The organism is uncultured Shewanella sp. (assembly GCF_947491715.1).
Taxonomy (GTDB): Bacteria; Pseudomonadota; Gammaproteobacteria; order Enterobacterales; family Shewanellaceae; genus Shewanella.
Genome location: NZ_CANLKR010000002.1, coordinates 244,507 through 269,503, shown reverse-complemented (window position 1 = coordinate 269,503; position 24,997 = coordinate 244,507). Strand labels below are relative to the sequence as shown.

Annotated in this window: 22 protein-coding genes; 1 reads left to right on the top strand and 21 read right to left on the bottom strand. The window is 46.9% G+C overall.

The window, feature by feature from the left end:
* Positions 1-3: 3 nt before the first annotated feature.
* The 19 genes from Q0779_RS03850 to Q0779_RS03760 form a co-directional block, all read right to left on the bottom strand.
* Positions 4-6,648 (bottom strand): hypothetical protein, encoded by a 6,645-nt coding sequence (locus tag Q0779_RS03850; protein WP_298769697.1) that lies wholly within the window; start codon positions 6,646-6,648, stop codon positions 4-6.
* Positions 6,641-7,135: a hypothetical protein gene (locus Q0779_RS03845; protein WP_298769695.1), complete on the bottom strand. Its 495-nt coding sequence runs from the start codon at positions 7,133-7,135 to the stop codon at positions 6,641-6,643. Before Q0779_RS03845 ends, Q0779_RS03850 begins: the two co-directional genes overlap by 8 nt.
* Positions 7,132-7,761 (bottom strand): hypothetical protein, encoded by a 630-nt coding sequence (locus Q0779_RS03840; RefSeq protein WP_298769693.1) that lies wholly within the window; start codon positions 7,759-7,761, stop codon positions 7,132-7,134. Before Q0779_RS03840 ends, Q0779_RS03845 begins: the two co-directional genes overlap by 4 nt.
* Positions 7,758-8,357, bottom strand: coding sequence for a hypothetical protein (locus Q0779_RS03835; protein WP_298769691.1), 600 nt, complete (start codon positions 8,355-8,357; stop codon positions 7,758-7,760). The genes Q0779_RS03840 and Q0779_RS03835 overlap by 4 nt, the downstream gene beginning before the upstream one ends.
* 79 nt (positions 8,358-8,436) lie before the next feature.
* Positions 8,437-8,925: a hypothetical protein gene (locus Q0779_RS03830; RefSeq protein WP_298769689.1), complete on the bottom strand. Its 489-nt coding sequence runs from the start codon at positions 8,923-8,925 to the stop codon at positions 8,437-8,439.
* A complete protein-coding gene (locus tag Q0779_RS03825) occupies positions 8,912-9,262 on the bottom strand; it encodes a hypothetical protein (protein ID WP_298769687.1) in 351 nt (116 codons plus the stop codon). Before Q0779_RS03825 ends, Q0779_RS03830 begins: the two co-directional genes overlap by 14 nt.
* Positions 9,263-9,398: 136 nt before the next feature.
* The gene (locus tag Q0779_RS03820) at positions 9,399-12,305 is read right to left on the bottom strand and encodes a tape measure protein (protein WP_298769685.1); all 2,907 of its coding nucleotides are present in this window, start codon (positions 12,303-12,305) and stop codon (positions 9,399-9,401) included.
* A gap of 27 nt (positions 12,306-12,332) precedes the next feature.
* Positions 12,333-12,683 (bottom strand): hypothetical protein, encoded by a 351-nt coding sequence (locus Q0779_RS03815; protein WP_298769683.1) that lies wholly within the window; start codon positions 12,681-12,683, stop codon positions 12,333-12,335.
* Positions 12,684-12,688: 5 nt separating this feature from the next.
* On the bottom strand, positions 12,689-13,048 hold the full coding sequence (locus Q0779_RS03810; protein ID WP_298769681.1) for a hypothetical protein: 360 nt from the start codon (positions 13,046-13,048) through the stop codon (positions 12,689-12,691).
* 110 nt (positions 13,049-13,158) lie between these two features.
* Complete coding sequence (locus Q0779_RS03805) at positions 13,159-13,347, bottom strand: hypothetical protein (protein ID WP_298769679.1); 189 nt, start codon at positions 13,345-13,347, stop codon at positions 13,159-13,161.
* Between the two features lie 9 nt (positions 13,348-13,356).
* On the bottom strand, positions 13,357-14,259 hold the full coding sequence (locus tag Q0779_RS03800) for a phage tail tube protein (RefSeq protein ID WP_298769677.1): 903 nt from the start codon (positions 14,257-14,259) through the stop codon (positions 13,357-13,359).
* Positions 14,260-14,271: 12 nt separating this feature from the next.
* Positions 14,272-14,727 (bottom strand): hypothetical protein, encoded by a 456-nt coding sequence (locus Q0779_RS03795; RefSeq protein ID WP_298769675.1) that lies wholly within the window; start codon positions 14,725-14,727, stop codon positions 14,272-14,274.
* A 31-nt stretch (positions 14,728-14,758) separates the two neighbouring features.
* Positions 14,759-15,178, bottom strand: coding sequence for a phage protein Gp36 family protein (locus tag Q0779_RS03790; protein ID WP_298769839.1), 420 nt, complete (start codon positions 15,176-15,178; stop codon positions 14,759-14,761).
* A 3-nt stretch (positions 15,179-15,181) separates the two neighbouring features.
* A complete protein-coding gene (locus Q0779_RS03785; protein WP_298769673.1) occupies positions 15,182-15,631 on the bottom strand; it encodes an HI1506-related protein in 450 nt (149 codons plus the stop codon).
* A 44-nt stretch (positions 15,632-15,675) separates the two neighbouring features.
* The gene (locus tag Q0779_RS03780) at positions 15,676-16,596 is read right to left on the bottom strand and encodes a Mu-like prophage major head subunit gpT family protein (protein ID WP_298769671.1); all 921 of its coding nucleotides are present in this window, start codon (positions 16,594-16,596) and stop codon (positions 15,676-15,678) included.
* Positions 16,596-17,753: a phage protease gene (locus tag Q0779_RS03775; protein ID WP_298769669.1), complete on the bottom strand. Its 1,158-nt coding sequence runs from the start codon at positions 17,751-17,753 to the stop codon at positions 16,596-16,598. Before Q0779_RS03775 ends, Q0779_RS03780 begins: the two co-directional genes overlap by 1 nt.
* Before the next feature lie 157 nt (positions 17,754-17,910).
* Positions 17,911-18,615, bottom strand: coding sequence for a hypothetical protein (locus Q0779_RS03770; RefSeq protein ID WP_298769667.1), 705 nt, complete (start codon positions 18,613-18,615; stop codon positions 17,911-17,913).
* Positions 18,616-18,884: 269 nt separating this feature from the next.
* Positions 18,885-19,649 carry a hypothetical protein gene (locus Q0779_RS03765; protein ID WP_298769665.1) on the bottom strand — a complete coding sequence of 255 codons (765 nt, stop codon included), beginning with the start codon at positions 19,647-19,649 and terminating at the stop codon, positions 18,885-18,887.
* A gap of 454 nt (positions 19,650-20,103) precedes the next feature.
* A complete protein-coding gene (locus tag Q0779_RS03760) occupies positions 20,104-22,110 on the bottom strand; it encodes a lipoxygenase family protein (RefSeq protein ID WP_298769663.1) in 2,007 nt (668 codons plus the stop codon).
* A gap of 237 nt (positions 22,111-22,347) precedes the next feature.
* On the opposite strand from Q0779_RS03760, the gene Q0779_RS03755 reads away from it, so the two are divergent.
* A complete protein-coding gene (locus tag Q0779_RS03755) occupies positions 22,348-22,593 on the top strand; it encodes a YdcH family protein (protein WP_298769661.1) in 246 nt (81 codons plus the stop codon).
* Between the two features lie 291 nt (positions 22,594-22,884).
* Here Q0779_RS03755 and Q0779_RS03750 read toward each other — a convergent pair whose 3' ends face one another.
* Together Q0779_RS03750 and Q0779_RS03745 are read right to left on the bottom strand one after the other, a co-directional pair.
* Positions 22,885-23,169, bottom strand: coding sequence for a helix-turn-helix domain-containing protein (locus Q0779_RS03750; protein WP_298769659.1), 285 nt, complete (start codon positions 23,167-23,169; stop codon positions 22,885-22,887).
* Between the two features lie 105 nt (positions 23,170-23,274).
* Positions 23,275-24,420, bottom strand: coding sequence for a serine hydrolase (locus tag Q0779_RS03745; protein WP_298769657.1), 1,146 nt, complete (start codon positions 24,418-24,420; stop codon positions 23,275-23,277).
* Positions 24,421-24,997 lie beyond the last annotated feature (577 nt).

Genomic DNA, 24,997 nt, shown 5'->3' with positions numbered 1-24,997 from the left:
CTTTTATTGCTCTATTGCTATGATGGTTAGATATTGTTTGGTCACACTGGTATCACCGTGATGGCGGGCATAACTGGTCACTTTAACTCGGTAAGTAAAATCACTCGTACTTCTATTGGTGTCAGTGTAGGTGGTTGAGCCGCTGCAAGATTCAGACGTTCTGTACCTGCTAAATTCGGGCATCCAAATTGACCCACTGGTGCCATTAAAAGTGCCACTGGTCACCGTTGACCACCCGCCAGTCCCTAAGCGGCGCTGTAATTGCCAGCCCAGTTTTGGCCTAGTCACACTGCTTGATGTAGAATAACCCGCTCCTGACATGTCATAAGAAAACACCACAGACTTAGTGCGGCCCGATGTTGAAAACGGCCCCACTGTTAATGGGTACGAGTTCACTGAGTAACGGGTTTTAACGCTAGTGGTGCCTTCGTTTTTGAGGGTGCCCGATGACAGCGTGCCGCCGAAATGACAATTGCCTCTGTCGTCTTTGTAATTAATGGCGTTAGATTTTTTAAGTACACTCCAATGTGGAGTGGAACCATTCATGATTTTAGGGCCATACCACTGAATAAGGTTATCAGGGCCAAAGGGGGTGGCCGCCGTGACTTCCATATGTGTGCTACCGATTAAGCGAATTTCGCCACCTTCTAATATCGGGCTGGTGAGCTTTGTACCTGCTTTGATGTGCTGGCCAAGAATAGCCCCCGCTGAAATGCTGTTGGCAGTGAGGCCGCCGAACGTGGCCAAGCGTGCTTGCAGACTATTAAATAAGGCGCTGCTACCCACTAACTTATTAATGAGCGCGCTGTCGGCTTTTATCTCATTAGCAGTGAGTCCACCAAAATTGGCAATTTTCGCTTTTAGAGTATTAAACAAACCTGTATTAGCCAGTAGTTGATTGGCTGATATGACTCCACCACCGATTTCTGTTACTGAGGGATTTACCCAGTAATCGATAGTTTCCGTGCCATTGTTATAATAATTGAGCATGCGTAAACACACTTGGGTAATATCTGAGCCTACTTGATAAAACCATGTCACATTACTACATTCAGGCATAGCTGCAATATCCACATTCGCCCCGACGATGTAAGATTTCATTGTTCGCCACTCTCCATCATTGATATCACCGTACCAAAAATAAGGATTCGACGTTTCTGTTATTGGGTTTCGGGTTGATGCTGAAAACTGTGTAACAGAATCACCTCCATCACTGACAGCTCTAGCACGCATACCAAAATAACGCTGTCCAGTATCTCCCCCCGACTCTCTATAAAAATTGATGTTCACTTCATAGATTTTATTGTGGTCAATATCAAAATAATCAGAACTTATTTCTAAATTGTTTTTTATCAGAGCTTTGATGCCTAATACTGTTTTGCCTAAAAATTGAATTTCAGATAACCATTCATTACCACAACTCCACCCCTCACAATGGCCCGTCATAGTAAAGTTATTCACTAAATTGCGAGCCGTGACATGGAGTTTTTCAGTGGTAATGGCATTCGCCGCGATAGCCTCAGCCGCAAGCCCACCAAATATCCCCAGCTGAGCTTGTAGCTTTAAGAACAAAGCCGAATTGGCCATTAAGGTTTGAATAAGTGCAGTGCCTGCCGTGAAATTTCCCAAAGCGATAGCATTAACCGCCTCAACTTGAGCAGTACTTTGCGCTTCATCCGCTTTCTCTGTGGCATCTAAAGCAGCGGCTGCTATGGCCTGCACTTTGGCCGCTTCCGCCTTCGCTGTCGCATCCGCAATGGCGCGTTGTTCGGCTGCATCCACCACCCCATCCGCGTGGGCTTTTGAGGTGGTTTCGGCAAGTGTTGCTTTAGCTAAGGCATAGCTTTCTGCCGCACTTTGGGCGGCTTCGGCCTTGGCCGTGGCATCTAACTCGGCTGCACTAATGGCCGCTTGTTTGGCTGCGTCTGCTTTGGCAGTGGCATCGGCTATGGCTCGGGCTTCTTCTGCATCCACCACCCCATCCGCGTGGGCTTTTGAGGTGGTTTCGGCAAGTGTTGCTTTGGCTAAGGCATAGCTTTCAGCGGCGGTTTGCGCGGCTGCCGCCTTGGCCGTGGCATCTAACTCGGCAGCCGCTATGGCCTGCGCTTTCGCGGCGTCCGCCTTGGCGGTGGCATCGGCTATGGCGCGGGCTTCCTCTGCATCCACTTTGCCGTCAGCGTGGGCCTTAGCCGTGGTTTCGGCCAGTTCCGCTTTTGCCAGTGCGTATTCTTGGGCTTCGATTTTTGCCGCCTCGGCCTTGGCAGTGGCATCTAACTCGGCAGCCGCTATGGCCTGCGCTCTCGCGGCTTCTGCCTTCTCCGTCGCATCGGCTATGGCGCGGGCTTCCTCAGCATCCACTTTGCCGTCGGCGTGGGCTTTCGAGATGATTTCAGCCAATTGCGCTTGAGCTGTGGCATAGCTTTCGGCGGCACTTTGCGCAGCTTGTGCTTTCGCCTGTGAGCCGCTAACGGTTTCCATGCCAATATCAATGAGATCGCCTTGCGCTGTCATCTCATAAAAACTCAGCTCGTCAATGTCCGCAATGCCCGTCCCATTGCGATAATTCACTATCGCCACCAAGCGCACATACACAGTGCCCGCTCTGAAGTTATCCTGTGCATCCCCAATGCCTGTGATGCTGCCTTCAAAGGTGCGAAAGCCATCACTTTCATAAATCACACTGGATATACCACAATATCGATGGGCACCACTGCCTCCCGATATAAATTCATAATTCGCATCCAGCGTCACTACCCCCGCATAGATTTTACTTTGCTCACTGTCTTGATGCTGGCGCACGGTGAATTTCACTTTATAGCGTTTGGCCGTATCCACAGGAAAGGTGCCAATGGTGAACACGTATTGCTCCCCTATTAACCGCAATACATTGCCACCGTATTGCCCGGCTTTTATCACTTGCGCACTATCAGACTCAGGGATAGACACCAACTCATTAGCAGGCCCTTCAAACTCATGGCTATAGCCATTTAAACCTGACTCCATATAAAAGTCGGCTTGAGTGCGCATATAAGCCACATTGCTTAAGAGTGGGTTTTCAAGGGCCGCTTGATAAACGGCGTCGGCCTTAATGGTCGCATCCAGTGCCGCTGCTGCTATGGCCTGTGCTTTGGCGGCGTCTGCTTTCGCCGTAGCATCTGCAATCGCTCGCTGTTCAGCTGCATCCACCACCCCGTCGGCGTGGGCTTTTGATGTGGTTTCCGCAAGTGTTGCTTTGGCCAGTGCATAGCTTTCTGCCGCACTTTGCGCGGCTGCCGCCTTGGCGGTGGCATCTAACTCTGCTGCCGCTATGGCTTGCGCTTTGGCGGCGTCCGCTTTCGCCGTGGCATCCGCAATCGCTCGCTGTTCAGCTGCATCCACCACCCCGTCAGCGTGGGCTTTTGATGTGGTTTCCGCAAGTGTTGCTTTGGCCAGTGCATAGCTTTCTGCCGCACTTTGCGCGGCTGCCGCTTTGGCGGTGGCATCTAACTCTGCTGCATCAATAGCGGCTTGTTTGGCCGCATCCGCCTTGGCCGTAGCATCGGCTATGGCCCGCAACTCCTCAGCACTCACCAGCCCGTCAGCATAAGCAGCGGCGGTGGTTTCAACCACATTGGCTTTGGCAAGCGCGTAGCTTTCGGCGGCGGCTTGGGCCGCGCTGGCTTTAAGCTGGGCCATAGATGAACCGATAATGTTATCGGTAACCACATGCTGCACGTTATCAAACGTGGTGACTTGTGACACCTGCCAGCCTGTCGCCCATGTGGCGATATCATAGCTGGAATAGCCTGCCTGCACATCACGCACGGCCACTTTGGGGTAATAAAATAAGCTGGTCGTTTCGCCAATCCAAATACACGTATTAACCCCGTCGTCACCAAAGCGCACCGCATGATCACTTTGGCTGTCACCCATAATTTTTGCCGTGTGCTGCTTCCATGTGGGCGTGGCGGCATAGTTATAGCCCGATACATATAAAGAAAAGCTTTTACCTTCGCGATAATCGTACACATCCACATAAAAGCTCAGCATGGTATTGCTGTAAAACACGGGCAAGGCGATCTTAATCGCCCCCACCACATTGTATTCGTGGCGGCTATAGGTTCCGCCGCCGGGCCTTGCAATGCGAGTGACGTTATTCTCGGTGACGTTATTGCTTAATAGCGGATCGGTTTTGGCCGTGATAAGCGCCGTCTCAATCGCCGCTTGTTCGGCTTCTTGGGCTTTAAGCAATGCGCCTGCTGGGGTTTCCCCGCCCAGCTCAAAGGCACTGATACCTTGGCTGAGTAACTGCTGAGCATTGAGTAAGTTGTTGGATAAATTACTGTTATTAAGCGCGGCTTGTAAGGCCAGCAAGTCATCGCTCCCGTCGGGCAGTCGCCCGGCCATAATATTGTCCAGCTGAGTCTCTTCTTCGGGGGTAAACACCGGAGGGATCTCCGTTTGAATTTTACTCCATGTATAATCCTCCCAGTTCCCCGACGGGCTAGCAGTTTCTTTATCCGTGGCTATGCCCATCCACACTTTATTTTCGCCTTGGCTCTCGTTGGTGGTAAAGCCTGTCCCTTGGTTATCATCGGCCCAAGCAAACCAAGAATAGCTTTTAAAACTGTCACCTAAAAGCGCCACTAACGAGGTGTTATCAGAGCTGGTTTGCACGTTTCTTGGGCCAAAGTAACTGCTGACGCCATAATTATTTTTACTGCGCGCCCACACAAAATACGTGGTATTGGGGTGCAGAGTGGGCCAAATGATCTCTTTCCCTGAGCCAATGTGCATGGCCCCTGAAAAGTCATTGCTAATCGAGCCAAGTACCTCAAATGTCGTGCTGTTTGCAATGAGTACCGCCGTTTGCGGTTTAAGCACGAGTTCCAGCGCGCCCGCAATCACTTCTATGCCCACCACAGGCGGCGGCGCATCACTGCCGATGCTGAGCATCGCGGGCACGTTAGAGCGATTAGAAAACAGATTAACAGCCCACACTTTGCAGGTATAGGTGCCCACATCCAGCTTAGGCACATGGTGCTGCGCCGTATCAGGGTTGGCTTGATACACTAGCCTGTCGCTGGTGTCTGTGATTTCTAATCGATAGCGATAACTGCTATTGCCGCCCGGAGCGCTCCAGCTCAACACCCCTTGCCAGTTTGCATCATCCCCCAGTGCTTGCCACGTTAGATTGGCTACCGTGGGCACATTGCTAGCATTAGGTAAATTCAGCGGCGGGGTGAGTTTACGGGCGGTATAACTGCCTTTGTCATAGTCATATAAATCCGGGTGAGTTTCTTTAAGCACTACTTTGATGGGTTTGCCAAAATCAAAGGCCCAATCCACCACTAAATAGGCTTTATTAATGCCTAAGCGCGGCAAGTTCACCTGCACCACTTTGCCTACGGCCAGCCCAAGGCCGATCATATTAAGACTCAGTGTTAACTTCTGGCCCGCACGATTCAGCTCTAAATAAAGTTTCGCGAGGCGCTGGCCGGTGTAGACCGACTGCGTAAAGGCTAAATCGATATCATGATCAATATACTCGCCGTTATCTTGGGCCTGATAGTAGCTTGACTCATAGGGGGGAAAATCCGTGGGCTGAAAAAAATTCTCGGGATCAACAAAGGTGCCGCGCACGGCATTACACAAAGACGCTCTTGGGGTAAATGAGCGAATAGACACCTCACCCGCTAAATCATCCTCGGTAATATCCATTACCGCTGGCCCTTGATACACCCCCGCATACAAATGGTATTGGCCGCTCACATAGGTTTGCATGCCTGCGCCTGCGATCAGTAATTTATCTAATACTGAGGTGGGCGTCATGGACTGAGTAAAGGTACCATTGCAGGTATAACGCGGCTCAGTATTGCCTTCCTCGTCATACTCCACCAACTCATCGCTATCATTAGCAGCCAGTGCATAAGCGGTTAAGTTTATCTCGTCAATATCCGCGCCGACGCCAGATTCAAACAAGGTAAAGTCCAGCACACACAGCGCCCAATTATCCGACCATTCCCACGTGCCGCTATCATTCCAGCGGTGACTGCCCATGCCGCCCACGGTGCTGTCCTTGCGGGGATCATAGATAGGTTTACCCCGCACTAGCGCTTTTACGTTCGGCACGCCATTGGAGAACACTTCTTGATCATGTTGTAAGCGCACGGCTAAATAGGTGATACCTCTCCCCACATGGCGCTCTGTCCAGTTGGCGCACTCATTCACTAAATCACTGTCGGCGCTAGTTTGATTGCCCAAATGCACATTGATGCGGGCATGCTCATTAAAGGGGGCCTTCATGACGCCATTTTCAAACGCCAGCTCATCACCAAAATAAATGGCCTCTACCGCCTCACAGCCATGGCTCGCCAGCGGCAACACGATATGCAAATACTCGTTATCTGTGCCTGTCTCTTCACTAAACACTATGGGGCCAGACACCATAGCGCGGCCATAAATGCTGCGCCTCGCCTCGGTACTTGAGCGCAGCATTTGCTGCTGTTGCATTGCCTCGTTTTCAAAATCATCGGGCATGGCGGGCATCATGGACTCACGCAGGTATTTACCCACGCCCACCTCCCACCATGCATCTATGCCCTCCGCATCAAAGGCCACTTTTCCGAGCGGGGTGCCGTCAACCAGCGCGTCAACCACCTTACCCATGACGACCTCCTAAACGTGATTTAACAAGCTGTGAGCTAACATGCAATGACCAGCCCTGCTGAATACTGTTTGCGGGTAAACTCACTACCCCATTTTGACTTAAGCTCCACACGCCATCACCGCCTGCGATGCCTAATGCAATGTCTTGAGTCAATTCAGGTTTAATCAACACCACATCGCCGCGCCTGCAAAGCAGCGGCGGCACATGTGGCCCTAGTAAGCTGTCAAACAAGGCGGTTAAATCAGTAAAGCCTGCGGCTTTTACTGCTCGCATGGCCCCTATTGCATTAGCGTACTGGCCGCGATAATCAGCCCCAATGTCGCCTAAGTCCGCTCTGTCGCCACGGGCCATGATCCAGTCCGCAATAAACAAGCAGCAATCGTGCTCACCCCAGTTAAATTCACGGCGGCGATTATCATCAATAAAGGAGGTTAATTTGCTGGTTAATGTATTAGAACTGCTTGTTACTCTATTAAAAGTACTCATACTCTATTCACCCGTCGTCCGCTGCTACTGCTGCCACTGCCACCGCCACTTGAGGTGGTGGATTTGCCACCGGGCACGCCCCATTGCAATTCCCGCTCTGTGCTTTCACTGACAAATTCAAAAAAATCATCCGCTGACTCACGGGCTTGATGATCCGCATGGGTATAACGGCCATTGCGGGCATTTTTCCAATCGACTCCGCGAGAGTTAATGTCAAGCTTAATGCTGGCCTTAGCGCCGTCACTCACTGTCATCACATCCATGCGGCCCTGAAATAAAATATCGGCTGCCTTCACTAAGCCTGTGGTCATGTCCAGAGCGGCTAAGTAAATGACACCGGGTCGGTTTTGGTACTCTTCGGTGAGGGCGGTAGACACTAATGAGGGCGGAATGCCTGAAAGCGTTAAACTCAGTTTATTGGGCTGCACTTTGCCGTTTTGAGTGACGTTGCCGATTTTTCCCAATGCGCCCACGCCCAAGTAAATATGGCCGTCATATTCCACTTGGCCGACGCCGCTGTGCACGCACACATCACCGGATACAAAATCCAGTTTAGTGAGCAACACGCCACTAATATGAGCCTGTCGTAAATAGGTTTTCATGGCCTCAGTGGCAAAATTAATCATGTGCTGACATCCTCCACAAAGTCCAAACTAAAGCCCGATAACACGCGGCTTTTAGTTGAGCGCCGCAAGCCTTGATTGTCATCTTTAAACTGCATCACGGCGCAGGCTTGTTGCACAATAATCGGGCTACCATCGGCAGGGGCGCGTCTGAGCGCGGCTTGAAAGTTCAGCACGCACTCGCCGCTAGCGTTGGCGCTAGCATCCTGAGTTAAAATCACTAATTGCTCACCGATTTGACAATAATCGCCAGATGCTAAAAACAGCCCCGCCTCAGCGCCATCTATGGTGACTTGATTACCTGTTTGGTTACTGCCCTTGACGAACGGCGTGCCACGACCGTGGCCGCTTGGGGCACTAAAGGCATGGTCAAAGAGTTTCACTCGCCCGGCCATGCCTTGCATGTTCGACACAAAGGCATGCATGACTTTGCCTTGGACGCGAGTCAAATTGGCAAACTGCAACTTGGTGTGCCAATAGGCACCGGGCAAACTCAAAGTTTGACTTTGGTTGTTGTAAGGGTTTTTAAACGCTTTAGTGCGATGCACTAAGCGCCAGTCACAAGATGTGGGGTAAATCCCCTCGGGAAAGGTCAACAAAAAAAAGCCCTCGCTGCTAATGGGTGAGGGCTTAGTGTGGCGTTATTTTACCGCCTTAAGGATATGAAAGGTTTCGGGATTACTCTTTTTCCCCTTTGATTAAACTCAAATCAATCCTATGATTAAAAGGAATGGATAGCACAGGGAGCTTAGACAGTTTTATGATCTCGTTATTATCTAATTTATTCAAATCTGCCAACATCTCTTTCGAATAATTTGCGTTTAATAACATCCAATCATTGAATGGAGCCATATCCTTTGTTTTTGCGGTATAGTTAATTAAAGCGGTATTATAATCACCTTCTTCTTTTTCTACACATCGATCAAACGCAATATTACTCACGTTAAACAACACAATGCGTTGCTGTTGTTCTGTAAGAGACAATAACCAGTCACTGTTAATTTGAGTAATTTCTCGCTGTCTCAAATCACCACAATACCCGGTTCTCGCTTCCAACTTAGCATAGGTCGATTTAAGCTCTTCTTGTAATACTTGTTCAGAATAAGGCCAGTTAGCTGAAAAAACAGAAAAAGACATAAAAAACAACAACAAATTACAATAACGCATCAGTAACACACCCCCAAAACTTTCTCTCTTCACCTGTACTATATAGCTCCATATTACCCGCTAAATTACGTAACCTATCCCGCCTAATCTTAGGGATCGCCTCCAATGAATCTGCAAAAGTTTTCCAATCACTATTGAGCACTTGCAACTTTTTAGTACTGCCATTACTCGCAAATGGATAGGTTTTTCGCCCTGCAAAGATCTGAAATAGTGGAATGTAAGTCATAATCACCCCAAGCACAGTGGCAAGATCTGAAATGCGATTCATCTCTTTAATGGTTTCAAGCGTGCGGGGAGAAGGTTTAAAGCCTTTAACGGTACAAAAATTCCCTTTCATCATAACTCCTGTCAATATTAATAATAAGTAATATAGTATAATCAGATGGTTAACTACTTACTCTAATAGCGACCAAAGCTTACCCTTTTTAAACTTTAATGAAAAGTCTCTATTCAAAAACCTTATTCAATCAATCTCATCGCTGGGCCTGCCACACGTCACCGCGATTGTTTAAGTCCTCAATCACCGCCGCCTTGGTCATGGCCACCAGTTGCGGCAGTATGTCTTCTAGGCTCTCCGCCTCACTTTGATTCTTCACCATGATGGTATTATTTTGCTGCATATTCATGCCACGACCACGACCACCACCGCCTCCACTGCTGGCCTGCATGGCATTCATGAGCACGGCTTGTTGCTTGCGGGTGTAAACGGTTTCGCCCCCATCAAGCAAATAGGTGCCCTCTCTAGGGATAGTGCCGCCGCCGTGGAATTTGCCGATAATTGAAGGCAGTAGCGCCATCCCCGCCACCATGGCCGCCATGCCTACTATTGCCGCCGTACCAAAAGAAGCAATGGAAGACGTCGCCGCAGCGGGTGCCATAGACGCCGCCATAGATGCGCCCGTGGTCGCCGCAGTGGTCTGGGCCACTGCCGCATTGGTGGTCATAATGGTTCTGTCTAATGCCGCTGCCGCGAGCTTTTGCACCCCATATTCCACCAGCATTTGCACCACGGCTTTTGCTGCCCCTTTGGCCGCTTGCTGAACGCCATCACTTAAACTCTTAGCTTCAAACATGGCATCGGCCGTGGCACTGCCCACTCCGGCGCTGAACTGCTGAAACGTGCGCGTCCACATCTCGTTATAATCCAGCGTTAAGCCGCCGTTGATTTCTCGCATCGAATCGCTGTGGCGCTGCTGCTCCGCTTCAATCAATAAATTAATTTGATTACGTTTCGCCACATCGCTCTCGGGCGTCACACTCAGCTCATCATTAAGAATGCCCATGTTTTGGCTGTGTTCGGTGTTCTCCGTAAAGCTGGGATCAAGCTCGCCCCTAAGCTGGCCATATTCACTCTCTATCGCATATTCGTCCCGTAATGCCGCCATGAGTTCGCGGCGTTTCTCTAATGGCACATTGGCTTGCTCAAAGTAAGTTTTTAATACCTTTTCTTTGTCTGCTAACTCGTTAGTGGCCGTGGTGACAGGATCAATGGCAGCCAATAACTTTATAATGCTTTCTTGCTGTGTCTCGATTGCATCGGCGGCGCTCTTTCTGGCTTCCCCTGCTTTTTTGGTAGCGTCTATCTCTTTGGCGGTTTGCAAAATCTTGGCGTTCATCACAGGATCTAAATCTTTGAGCTTGCCGTGTTCGATTTCATAACGCACCTTGGCGGCCTCACCAACCTCCCCATACAGGGCTTTTTGTTTAGTCAGGCTTTCAAGCAGTTTTTGCTGCTCTTTTGTGGACTGAGGCTTAACTGGCTTTGTCGGTTTGTTATCAGGTTCAATGCCATTACGCTTATTTTGCAGCGCAATCAAATCACGCTTAGCCTGTACCAACTTTTGCGACAAAATCGCCGCTTGTGCTGCACTCTTTTTAATGGATGCTCGTTCTTTCTCTCTCAGCTCTTCTTGGCTATAAAATAACTGTTCAACAATGGAATAACTTGCCGCAGGCGCATAGGCCGCTTTAATGGTTAGGGCCTCAAGCTCGGCAATGCCGCGACTTTGTTTTATGATCACATCATCTAAATTACGGTTTTCAATTTGTTGACTCCGCCCCAAAAGCGCATCCACTTCATCATCTAAATCAGATAACTGCATCTTGGCATCATTGGCACTCAGTGCTAATGAGCCTAATGCCGCCGCGCTCATTAATAAAAAACCTGCTGGCCCGCCCGCCAGTGACATAGTGCGATTCAGCGCGCGAGTCGCAAGTGTGGTACGGGCCGTGGCGGCAGTGACGGCATTGCGGGCAGCGACTAATTGCCCTTCTGCTATTACCGCTTGACCCGATGTCAGTACCGCGCGGCGTTGAATGGTCGCTCTATGTAATTCGGCTTGCGCCGTGGTCATGGCGGAGGCTTGGGCCGCGCGTTCTGCGCTGGCCTTGGTAATAAGACTGGCAGTATGGGTCACCCCCGCTTGGGTGGCGCGAGTCATGGCCATCACTAACCCCACACCCACTAACTGTGTTAACAGCTCAGCATTTTCGGCTGTCCACATCATGGAATCTGTCATCACACTCAACGCACCACTAGCTCCTGCATTGAGCGGCTCCTCAAACGCCACCAGCATTTGCTCATAGCTGTTTTTCATGTCTCGCGTTTGCGCACTAATATTTTGTGCTGTGGCCTCGGCTGCCCCGTCATATTCCCCCAGCGCATCAATTAAAGTGGTGCGTAAAAATTCCGAGGTAACCTTGCCATCGAGTACCATTTGCCTAAAGCCACCCGCACTGAGGCCTGCGGCTTTATCCATTTTATTGAGCAGGCCCGGCAAGGGTTCCACCAATTGATTAAGTTCTTCGGCGCGCACAATAGGCGATGCGAGCGCTTGGGATAACCCGTACATGGACTGGCTCAGTTGCACGCTACTGGCCCCTAACGCAGATTGAGCGTTGCTCATGCCTTCGGTAATGCTGCGGGCCTGAGTTTGTGTGACTAACCCCGCATCTTGTAAGTTCAACATCGCCGCATAACTGCCCGCTAATACGGTCAGCTCTTTGTGATGCTCCTTGGATAACTCAATCAAATATTTTTCGTTATCGGCATAGGCACTCGCGGAGCCAGAAAGCTGAGTTAAGCGGGTGCGCACATCTTGAAAGGCGGCGAGATCACTCGCCATTTTTTTACTGAGATTAATCGCCGACAAGCCAGCAAACGATACTCCGGCATAGGCAGCTAAACGCTTAAGCGATGATCCTGTTTTATTACTTTGACGCTCAACCCGCGCTAACCCTTGAGTGGCATTACTGCCGCTTGTGCTTGTCGCGTTTAACTTAGTATTGAGTTTTGAAACCGCTTTTTCACTGCCGTTGACGCTGGAAATTAACTGTCGACCGTCGGCGCTGAGGGTCAGGGCTATATGTAAATCACTCATGGCGTTTCCTATTCTTGATAAACCCGCTCAAGGCTGTTTCATTAACTGTTCATTGAATAGACTTGTTACCGTATGGCCGATTAAGCGCAGCTTTTGATAATCCACGGGGTCAACTTGTCGGCCCGACATGACCACATCCGCTTGCACCGCCACCACGTCTAAGCCTTCACAAACTGTAATTTGATTGTGGCTGTAGCGCAGTAAGTCTTGCACTTGCAACCACCACACGATCGCATTTTCATGCTCAGCCCAAAATTCGATGGGGCCAATATTAACCGATGCATCGGGGGTAATATTGAGCAGGCGCATTTCATCATCCATGTCTTGCTGCTCTTGACTGTTAAGTTGGGAATGCTGCGCGTCATATAAGCCGCGCACTCCCTCTATGAGTTTTTTCGCGCTGCTTCTCCCGAATTGGCGTTGCGATAGCCGTTCAATAGCGCATCGGTAAACGGCGGATGTTGATACAGCGCGGCGCGGTTCTCAGGCGTATCTGCCAGTGGCGAACCGTCTGCGGCATTGATGCCGCTAAAGCTCATCAAAATCTTATTGAATAAGGCCACATCGCCCGACTCTAAGGTTTTCATGTAATCATCGACGGGCAGTAAGTTGAGATCTAAATAAATCTCATGTTCGATGACGTGTCCGCCATCACTAGCTATTTTAATCACGGCGGGCCACTGCTTAACATGGCGCTCTGGCGTAAAAACAAAGGCGGGCTTGTTCGGTTTTTGTAGACTCATAATACGCTTACTCACAATGAATTAATGGGGTTTAAAACAAATTTAAATCGGGTTTAACTGACATTTAACTCGGGATTAAAACGCTAACCAGGGTTTATCCTGGATAAAAATTAAAGGGCTTTTTTCTGGCTTTTTATCTCACTCATTTGTGCAGCATTCACACCTATCCAAATCAGCATTAATTGCTCTCTAGATACCTCTGGGCACATTTCTTCTACAACGCCAACGGCCTCTAACATAGTGTTAGTTTTTGAATGAACTTGAACCATTTTCATTGCGGCTATTATTTGCTCTTCCATATTTATCTCTTATTTAGTAATGAGTAAATCGCTATTGCCTATGGGGCGAATGGGGATTTCATAAGTTAAAATGCCGTCTTGATCGCCATATTCGGCGCGGCCCAATTGCAGCTCGTCGCAGCGAAAACTAATGGTATTGCCCACCACGCCGTGGGTCAGTTCAAACTCAAGGATTTTCGTATTGGCCGCAAACGGATCAAAATCAGTGAGGCTCGCCGCCTCAAGCACAATTTTGCCGCTGGGGGCGTAGTCGGTGATGATCACTTCTTCATGGCCGACGTACTCTATATACTGCACTTCATTGCCTTGGTCATACTCAAAGCTAATGAGCTTGGCCGCGCTGCCATCAAGCTGGCAGGCCGTATTCGCTGCGCCAATTTTCATTGGTGTTTGCCATATGGCAAAGTTAGTGGCCGGAATGGCCGCTGCGGTAATGGCGACAAACAAGCCAGTAAAGGTAAAGCTAATGGTGGGGAACGCCTTGGCTTTTGCCTCCAATTTCATGTTACCCCGCGCCCCAGTTAACGCATGCAATGCGCCATCGAGGTAAAAATAGAAGGTCACACTATCACTGCTATCATCATTAATATTGCGCTCAATTTGCCCTGTGCCTGCGCTGCTTTGACGTAAACATGCACTGAGTAAATTATCATAAGGGGCATTGGTGGTGGCCTCACCACTGCCCGCCCAATCGAGACCAAATTCAAGCGCCACATAAGTTTCGGTGGCGATTTCGGCGCTATTGCCTAATAGGCCATTGTCATAATCCAGCGCGGTATTTTCCCCTGCCAGCGGGGTAATTTTCATCTCACGGCCCAGCACACTAATGGCGGTTTCGCCGCCGTCGATGGCATCGATGCCGTATTGGGTCTCGGTGGCAAACACCAGCGCTTTTTTTCGAAATTTACGCATGTCTCTCTCCTTTTATTGCGCTGCTTGCGCAGTATATTCGGTCATGAATTTATCCAGCCATGCCACATGGCCCGCGTTGATTTTGAGTAGACCGCCCCCATTGAGCCACAAGGGTTCATAGCCATGCTGACTGCCTTCACTGCTGTCACTGTTATTGCCAGATTGGGGCACAAAGCCAAATAAGCGCGAGCGCACCGCTTCGCGCAGTGGCCAAAGGCTTGGGCACGCGCCATTGCGTTTTGACATCAAGCAGATCACGCCAATTTCCGCTTGCAGACTTTGCAATGCAGGGCCTGAGCCGCGCACATCGGGCCGCGCGTGCTCAGTCAGTTCGATGACATACAATTTAGGGAACCGCTGCTGACTGCGGCTTTCAAGCTCGGACAAGTCCAGCAAGCCCTCCACTGAAAGCCAAGGCGTATCGCCCGCACTGCTATCACTTAAACGGCTAATAATCGAGTCGATCATTCACTTTCCTTCATCTCTTCTCTAAAAAGCGTTAGAGAAAGCCCGTAGACTTATCACGAGCAAATACGCTGCCCGCGCTCACCACTTCGGGTAAATCATCCGCCTGCACTTCTCCTTCATCGCTCAGACCTAAGCTCACTTTGCCCGATGCCAGCAACTCCAAAAAGCGCATGGCGTTTTTATGGCGATTGCTCACTTGCTCGCCAGCTTGCTCGTCATAAAGCTGATAACGGGCCAAGTCACAACAAATAGGCACTAGTACTTGAGGGATGGAGGCCAGCGGCAGCGCATAGCGCCCCGCCAGATAACCATCGATAGTGGCGCTGGCATCCGCCAACGCACCATCGAGTACGGTTTGCACCAACTCCCCCGCCTGTCCGTTTTTATCGGTAAGCTCGATTAACTCTTGCTCACCAAAGCGGGCTTGCATCTGCGATGCGTCGGCATACATCATTTAAGCGTCCTTGACTTCTGTTTGAGCCTGATTGTCTTGGTAGGCTTGCCACATTTCGTCTCGCTCGCTGGCACTGACGCTGCAATTAAGGCGCTTTTCAAGCTCCGCCGCCTGCGGCTTACCGCTGACTGTGAAGTGATCTTTATTAGCGAGTTCAAGTGAGGCGATAGCCGCAAAAACCTGCGCACTGTCATCTTGCTCATTGGTACTCTTGGCTGGCGTTAACGGGGCTGCACTTGCACGATCATCCAAGGCCCCGCTCGACGTTTGGCTGTTAGCGGTAGGCGCATTTTTTGACAGCAGTTTAAGACGCGGATCGGCCTTAATTTGCGCCAACTGGGCCTTGTCCAAATTGAGCAACACATTCTCACCTTTTGTAAAGGCCAGCCCTGCCCGCCGATAGCCTGTGTGAGCCAGATTAAGAATCTTAGCACTGGTATTAGTATCCATATGTTTCTCTCCATAACTTACTCATTTTATGCTTGCTCATTGACTTACAGCTCAGCAACCACTAACAGCTCAAACTTGCCCTTAAGCTCGTTATTCACTGTGGTGCCGTTCTCATCAATAAAGTCACGGGTAAGCAACTTGGTGGCTTTTTCTTCATCATCCGATGACACCACTAACAGATTTGGCCTGACTTTGAGCTTCTTGCCGCCATCGCGAGTAAAGGCTTTCATGGCAGAATTTGCCTTCCACAAATTAGTGGCATTCAGTTCAATCTTGCCCGCGAACGCCAGCTGCCAAAAGCCAAAGCCGGATTCACAGCGCAAGTCCGCACCAAACTGAAACTCATTGCGCACCCAGACCGCAGGATCGGTGGGATTAAACAGAGTATTTAACGCCAGCTTGCGACGCTCTTGAAAAATCAGCGGCTTGAGTGGGCGTGTTGTGTCCATCAAGTACCAAGGCTTGCCCGTGTACGCCTCATCAATGAGCACGTTAGAGACAGAGGTATCTGTGCCTGTGCCGTCGTGTTTGCTATTGACGGGATGATCCGCATCAAAGAAGTTTTGCCCATCATAACAAGCGGTGGTAAATGCATTGGCCAGTAGCTCATACACTAGCTCGTTGGGGAACTCTTGCCCCTCTTGCGCTAATGACTGCACCATGGGGGCATAAATGCCTAAGGTGTCATCTTCAACATCATCACGATTAATGCCAATAGTGTTCTCGAACGTGCGGTTAGTGATGCTGTAACCGTGCTCTTTAATGGAGTTGATCACCCTGTCGCCAATCCACTCACGAAAGGCAGGCATGCTACCCAGCCAGCCATAGGTATTGGATTTGGTGTTAGACGGCACCACTGATGCAATTTTTTTATAGCTGGGGTCGTTATTCACCAGTGCTTTTTGGAACTCACTGCGCACCATAGTGCGCAATGCATTGAGGCTTGCGGCATTAATAATGGCCATTATTTGTCATCCTTTTTGGCTGCTTTAAATTCGTCGTGTGACATGCCCCACGAATCCGCCATTGCCATCTCTTCGCTGGACAGCGCGGCCATGGCGGTTTTGTCTTGCTGTTCGTGATTGGGCGGGGTCACGGTGGTGGTCTGCTTGGTGGTGAGTGCGGCAATGGGCTGGCGACTCTCTAGGTGCGCACTGAGCGCCGCCATGCCTTGTTGCTTGCCTAGCTGCAATAAATAGTCTTCTTCACAGGCCAGCACCTTGCCCCCGTCCAGCGCGTCTTTGACCGCTTGCTCTATGGTCAATTGGCCATTCTCGGCGCTCAGGCTTACCAATTGCTCACGCAGGGCATTAAAGGTGGCGATGGGCACATACTGGGTTAAATCCACTGTTTGTGTATGAGCGCCTGCGGCTTGGGTATGAGTCCCTGCGGCGGCTTGAGTTTGTGCGGTCAGGGCGACCACTTGGGTTTTCAGCGGCTGCACCTCAGCCGCTTGCGTCACTAAGCTGTCCAAGGCGCTGAGGGCGGCGGTGGCCTGCTCATCACTGAGGGTTCCATTGGGATCGCTAATCTCTATTCCCAGTTTCATGAGTAGCTTTTTTAGGGTTTCATTCACGGGAGTGTCTCCTTGTTGAGGGGGGGTATTGATATTAATTTCGGCACTGATTTCCGCACTCAGGCTCGCCAGCGGTAACATGCCATCGACGCCGGGGCGGTTGGTGAGCGCGCCGCTGTGGATGTATTGCGGGCGGCCCGTGTCTGTGTCGTAACCAAACACCAGCGAGAAGTATTTGTATTCCTTGCCGCTTAAGTGGGCCTGCGCCTTATCGTTAAAGTCCGGCTTAATAAATAAGCCTTGGCCTTCACGATACTGAATGTCTTTGATATTAAAAAAGCCTGCGGCGGGGGCGGGCTGGCCGTTCTTCTCTTTGTTTAAGGTTTGGTGCTCATAATCTATGACCAAATCCCCCGCTTGGTGCGGCGTGTTGGCTTGCATGGCGGCAAAGGCGGTGGCGTCCATTAACCACTTGCCACCCACCACGTCACGGGGGCGGCCATCTACGGCATTAAAGGCTCCGTCAGGCAAGGCTTGAATGTAGCCGTCTTCGTTCTGTTCAAGGGTAAATGTTACGCTACTGGTGAGGGCGGCAAGTTGAAACATACACACACGGCAATGAAGAAATCATGTTGCCATGGTGCAAAAAAAACCGTGGGGGATGGATTGGAAAGGTTTCAGGAGAGCACTATAAAAAATAAAATATTCTCGCCAAAAAAATCTTAAAATTAAAAATTAGTTAAAAGAAATAATAACGTTCTCATTACCAACTTGCAGTATATTTATTTGAAAAACATAAAACCTCCTGTAATGTTAGGAGCAATTCGGTTCTTAACCACCCAATCTCATTAAGTATTTCCTTTTTTTTACTTATAAAAAAATCCTTTTCATATTCATGCATCTTGCCATACATCTCTCTCAAGTTTATTCCAACCTTTGCTACTTCAATCTTAATTTTATAACATCCATCAATTAAATCTTCTTCGTTAAAAAATGTCTCTAATATACAAATCAACAAAAAAATTTGGTTTTCTATTTTTTTCAAATCGAATAAGGCCATTTCTTTTTCTTCTAACTTAAACATTACTTGTTGCATATTATTATTTAAAGCATATACTTTATCTAAATTAGAAATACTACTATTAAGAAGGGTATATGCTTCTTCTTTTTTATTTATTAATTTAGCTTCAATTTCCCTCTTCCAATCATGTTCATGCTGCTGTTCTTGTTTTTGTATCTCTAATAGGTGATCCTCTTTTTGTCTTTTATCCATCCAGAGCTGTGAGACCACAATTGAAGAAAAACCCAATAAAGCAGAAACAAATAAGATGTAATCCCTTGCCTCTAACTGTAATCCCAATCTATTCAAGCCATATGCAATCAAAAAAATAAAGGCAGCTAAATGCAATAGAATCAATATGGCCCCAACGTAATATCCCCAGTAACGTTTAACAACAGATTTGAGCATGCTTTTCATCCCTAAAAAACAGGTTTCAATATGAGCGAAACCTGAATTACCATCTTAATTTTTTGTTAAAAGTCAAAATAAAAGAAAAACAGGTTCAGGTCAACGCATGTAACCGTGTTTAAACCCTGTTTAAATCGCCCTGTATGCCACAAACGGGGGGAGTGGCATACCTTAGGCTGGGTTTTAGAGCTTAGACGATAGAATCGTCTTTTTATTTAGTCTATGCATATTGTCTGTGCGAAGAATATATCAACAAATGAAAAATGAAGCTAAGCGGCTTCTTGGGGAGTTGGAGCTTGCACTGAAGCTGGAATTTCTAATATAGAAATATATTTGCTCGGGAGTCCTAGCAAGGAGTTTTTTAAAAAAGTCAACATCTGAAGTATATTCGTTATTTTATTGATAGTGCTCTCTATCATATCTTTCGATTCTTCCGCGCCCTGTAATAAACGAACATAAGTTAAAATTTCAAGCACTTCATTATCAATCTTTTCGCAACATTTTTCATATTCGACATTAGGAAAATATAACGCAACTAAAGCATTACCTATTATTACATTGTCTTTAAACTTTATTATATCTAAAATCATTCTATTTGAAATAATCAAAATAACCTCACCAGTATCAAAATCAACATGATCATCAAAAACATCTCTAATACTATTTAAATGTGAAATATTTTTAAATATTAATCCAACTACCTCTTCTTTCTTCTCTAGCTGCTTAGCTTCTCTTTCGCGTTCCCAGTCATGCTCATGCTGCTTTTCTTGCTTTTGTATTTCCAATTGATGATCTGCTCGCTGTCTGGCGTCCATCCGTTCTTGTGCCTCAATATGACGCCGATTAAACATTACCTGAGATAATAAAACACCACTTAGTCCCATGACGGCAGCAAGAAACAACACATAATCACGAGCCTCTAAAGGTAATTCTAAGACATCAGTTATAAAAAAAATATAACCCGCTAAATGCAAGAGAAGCACGATAGCCCCAATGTAGTACCCTATAAACTTTTTGAAAGCAGCCTTTGCCATGCTTCTCATCCCTAAAAAAGAGACAATAATACCAAAGAGTTACAATAGTTAATAGGATTTATCTTTTTTCAGGATGACTTCACTTTCCATTCATCAGCATATTTTATACCTATGAGCACAACTCGAAGAAAACCAATACTCTTTGGCATTTCCTCTGTGCTTTACTCTTCGCTTTACCCCCCAGTGTGAATGCATCTATATGCCTCAGACTTCAAGTCGAAAATCACAAGATGATTGCTATGAGCGGATGGCAAGGAAGCCGAACTTGCAGTTAAATAATCACATTAAGAATGTCACCTGCCTAGAAACCTGAAGTACTGCCAATAACCCCCCTTTTATTCATCATTCTATAAAAGGGGGTTACCCATGAGAAGAAATAAATAACTCACCATTTAACCCACTCTTTATCTCATTATTTAGCCCACTATTTATCTCAAGCTCAATAGCTAATGGACTAAATATTAATACTTGTTGGTATTTTACTCGGCAAGAGATAATCATAGGGCGCTAATTGCGCAAACACATGTTGGCGCTCATTAATATCTCGCTGAATATGCGCTTCCACTTGTTTAAGATTGTCATTAAACTGCGCTAATGGTCCGCCTTTTTTGGTGACACGCTCATCCTTAAACCACGATAAGTAAGGGAACGTATTTTCTTTATACTCCCCTAATGGCCGATAGTACACAGAGCCCAGTAATGTGAGCACCAGCTGTTGCTCTAACGCCAGCACCAAGGGCGGCATGCCATTGAGCCACTCGGTATTATCGGTAGCAGGCTGACTAATATTCCGCCACTGCGCCCCCGTAATGGCTGGCGAAAACGACATGAGGCTCTTTTGGGGAAAATTTACCGCCGCATGTTGCGCACTGGCCGTGAACATGATCATGGTCAATACATCACGTAAGCTCTCTTTATCGTTAAGGGCTGGAATATTGTAAATTTTACCTAACTGGCTAACCTCTTTATGCCAAGCTTGTAGCTCAGTGTCATTACACACCGCATTATCATTGGCGTAATACAGCGCAATATAATCCGCCGCCCATTGGTTAATGGCTCCCCACACCCGTGTCGCATCATCACGATAAGGAAAGAAAGGCAATAACTCTCGCTGATTGACGCCTCGTTTTTCTAATTCAATGGGTAACATACTGGCTTGAAAATCAAACGACAATCGATAATCAATGGCCGTATCCTGCGTGGCTTGGATTTTTCCCGCAAAAATTCGATCGATAGGACCATTAGGGGCAATCAAACTGCTTTGGGCCGCGGCATTGATAAATAAGGTGCCTTCAAAATGAGGTAATAATAAGCGATTAATGGGATGCTGCGGCGCGAGCTGCCTGTGAGTCGCCACGGTAAAGGCTTCTTCCACTAAGTGTGTACGGCCTAAATGGACCACTAATTCATGATAATTACCATCGGCATCATTCACCACAGATTTGGCTTGTTCCCAAGCATAATCCACATTCTGCTCTGACGGAACTGACTGAAGAACCAAGGCCTTGGGCACCACGAGTCGACTAGAGTTGGGGGCTTGCCCTAATTGAATGGCAACAGGCAACAAGGTTTGTCTGTCGGGTGTCAATACAAAAAAAGCCATCGGCGCAGCCAGGTATTTTGCCCTCGATAAGGTCTCTCCCGTATTTTCGCTCAATGTTTCTAAGGCCTGATAATCACACATGTACACGCGATGATCGTCAAGGGCAGCCGCTAAACTGTCCCCTGTTGCCAACAAATGGGCAATATCCTCATTATTCAATGAGCAGTTCACAGGAATACTAGCAATATATTGAAACAACATAGGATTGGGGCCAGCGATGTGTAAATAAGCAAAATTAGCATCGCTCTTAGGATCTTTTGCAATTAACGGTAAGGCTAGCGTCTTAAATAAGTCTTGATAAGCTTCAATTGATTGGCCAGATTGTGATAAGTCCGCTTCTAATGCTTGTAAAATATCTTGCATCAAATGGTGGCTTTTCTTCACTTCATGCCAAGCAAACTGCTTTATATTACCAATGATGTCGCTTATCTCCGTTTCTTCATGATGGAAAAAGTGCGTTAACGAATGCCATAAAGACAGCGGCTCAGGTTTTCCACCATCCATTCGATGCTGCTTTAACTGCTCAACAACCGGCGCAATCAACTGATAACTTTGTTGTAGTTGGTGATATTTATTTTTGTTTTCATCACTTAATGGTAAACCTGCCAGCACAGCGAGTAAGTTGACACTCACCTCTGCAACCGCAATAGTCACCAATCCCTTCCATTCTAATGTGGGTTCATCTTGACTCGGCACCTTGAGCGCTAATGGCACTTGAGATAAATTAGGGGAATGATCATTCCATTGATATAACGACTGCTGATTGATTAAGGTTTGCTCCCTTAACGCTTGCTGAAGTTGAGTATCATCTTGAGGTAATGAAGGGTGCGCAAAATTGAGAGACGTATCTTGTTCCATAGCCTTATCCTCTTCCTTGAAAAACGACCTATCTTGAAATAGCGATAATTGGATGTGTACTTAAAGCTCGTTATATATTCACAACGTTTAAGTGTGGCATTGAACACGCATTTATGCCACTTTAGGTTTAACAAAAAGATTGCGCCTTTACACGCAAAATGACTCACTGAGTTCTATACTCTAGAAAAAGACCATCCCCATCAATCAACGCTCAATACCACAATGAAAGAGGTGATTATGTTAGGAGAAAGTCACGCCCTTATTTTTGATTTTCCAGAATACAGAGATGCAATTTCAACCCTCAATAACGAAGATAAAGATTTTTCTAACAAAGCTACCCGCTATCATGAACTTGATCTTGAAATTAGACGACTCGAACTCAAAGACTCTCCCGTCAGCGACGACACTATGCACCAACTTAAACACGAACGCTCAGTACTGAAAGATGCTCTCTATGAAAAAATGAAAGCCAAAGCATCATAATAAAACACTTAAAAGTCAAAAATTAATTTTTCATCTGGTTAGATGACTAATTAAAATGAAATGATGGTCAATTTGACCTATTTTCAAACTAGACTAAAGTTTAACAAGAACGATTCACTTCCGTTCTGGGCCTAACGGCCGTTAAGCCTCAGCTTCATACACTGAGGCTTTTCTATAGCGCATAGAAAAGAAAGACAAGCGATTTAAATCACTTAAATCGCTTTCAGAATAGGACTCAACAGATTCAGATTGGATAGCATTAATACTTAAATGACTCGAGTAAGCCCCTTTCTAACCAAGCTGACCTAAATGCTGAGACAGCCAGTCATCATCTATGTACGCATAACCTTCACCACTCACGGACTTGATTTTAGATTTACCATCTTGATTAAGAGGCAACTTTTTACGTAACCGACTGATCCGCACATCAATGCGTCGATTATGTTTATTAAAAACTTCGCCAAATGCCGCCATACTCAGGCGATCGCGACTGACAATCCCTCCACGCTCAGAAAGTAACTCCTTCATCATGATCATTTCACAATAAGTTAGATCCTCTCTTATTTTTTTCTCCAAAATTCCCTCTCATTCATCCCCGTTAACATTTACGCTACAAACTTACACAATATTCACGCAATTTAAAACGAAAAACTGACAGATAACGAAAAAAATTCTATAGGATCAATAAAAAGCATCTAAACTCCGCAGTGCCAGTGAAAAAGTATCGGCATCAGGACTTGAATCGACATTTTTAACCACTGCCACCGCATGCTCATGTTCCAAACATAAAATGAGCATACTTTCCCCCCCCACACTCCCTCCACTGTGCATAACAGAATGAGGGTGTTCATTCATGATACGAAGTAAGTCTGAATACCCTTTGTTTTTCTCACCGTTATCCTGTTCAAGTGCTTCTAAATATTGCCCAAAACCAATGAACCAACCAATACCCACACCTGTCGCAATATTATCTACCAATATTTTTTCTTCAAACAGCATTGCCAATGAGTCTGACGTTAAAAATCCCTTATTAATATGCGCCATCGCAAATGTCACTACATCGGTCGGCGTGGATAACATGCCCCCGCCAGCATATTTATAACTTGCATTCACTTCAGGAGAATTGATTAACTCTCCATTTATATAAGAATAGGCACGTTGGCGATGGGCAATGATCGGTCCATTATCATCAAAATCAGTGTCTGCCATATTAAGCGGGGTAAACACTTCCTCAGCCATAATTTGCTTAAAGTTTTTACCCTCTACTACACTTTCCATCGCGGCACTGATCAATGTCCAAGCATAAGTTGAATATTTAATGTCCGTTCCAGGAGTAAATAATAAATCATCATCTTTAAAGATATTGAGCGCATCAAGCGTACTGGCATATTCCACGTTTGAATAAAATTCTTCTAATGACACATAATGGCGAATACCTGAAGTATGGCTCACAAGATCAGATAAAGTGATTTCAGCATGCCTTGCAGGCCACTGAGGAACGGCTTCACGAATATCAGCATTAAAATCGACGTAGCCTTGTTCATATAAACGCATTAACGCTGCGGCAGTAAATACTTTTGCAACACTACCAATTCGAAGTTTAGTTTTGCTCGTCATTGGGACTTTATGCTCTAAATCGGCATAACCAAAACCGCGAGCCCACATCCCAGAATGATCCGCGACCGCCACACTGAGCCCAGGTATAGATTCTGCTTTTACCGCTTGACGAAACAATTTATTCACCTGCCTTGATGCATCATGAGCAATAGCCACACTAAAGTGACATAGACACATGAAAGTAGATAATATTAAGACGCTTTTTTTCATTATATATCCTTATATAAATGTCATTATTATTCTTATTGTACTGAATGAAGTACCTTACAAAACTCTAATAAATCACCTTTCAAGTCAAGTGACATATCATCTCTATGGCAACATAAAAAAGAGTCACTAAAGTTACTCCCCTATTGCCAGCATACCCGTGCCAAACAAGAAAAAGGTCAATGGAGTGCGGTAAATGACGAATTAACGTTGAAATTTCAGACCATTGCAGATGGAGAAGCATTTTCAATAATGATTTATCGCTTTAAAGAAGGCAATTTGTGTATAAGGTTGGTTTCCAACACCCCATAGATGGACTTACTTTATTATTGAGCCCAGTAAAGCAGCTTAAACTCAACCCCTCCTAATCAAAAACACGATTCGCAACGCTCAAAAAAAGGTGTATTTGTAATCTCGTACGATTGTGATGCACAATGTTTGACATAGCCCTTTAACGAAACGTATCTTTATTACTTTCTGTGTTGTAAGTCAATCGATTGGAATTATTCCTAGCATTAATGGTGTCTGACTTTATCAAAGAACTTGTTTGAAGCATACCCGCTTCATTTATCACTGATTT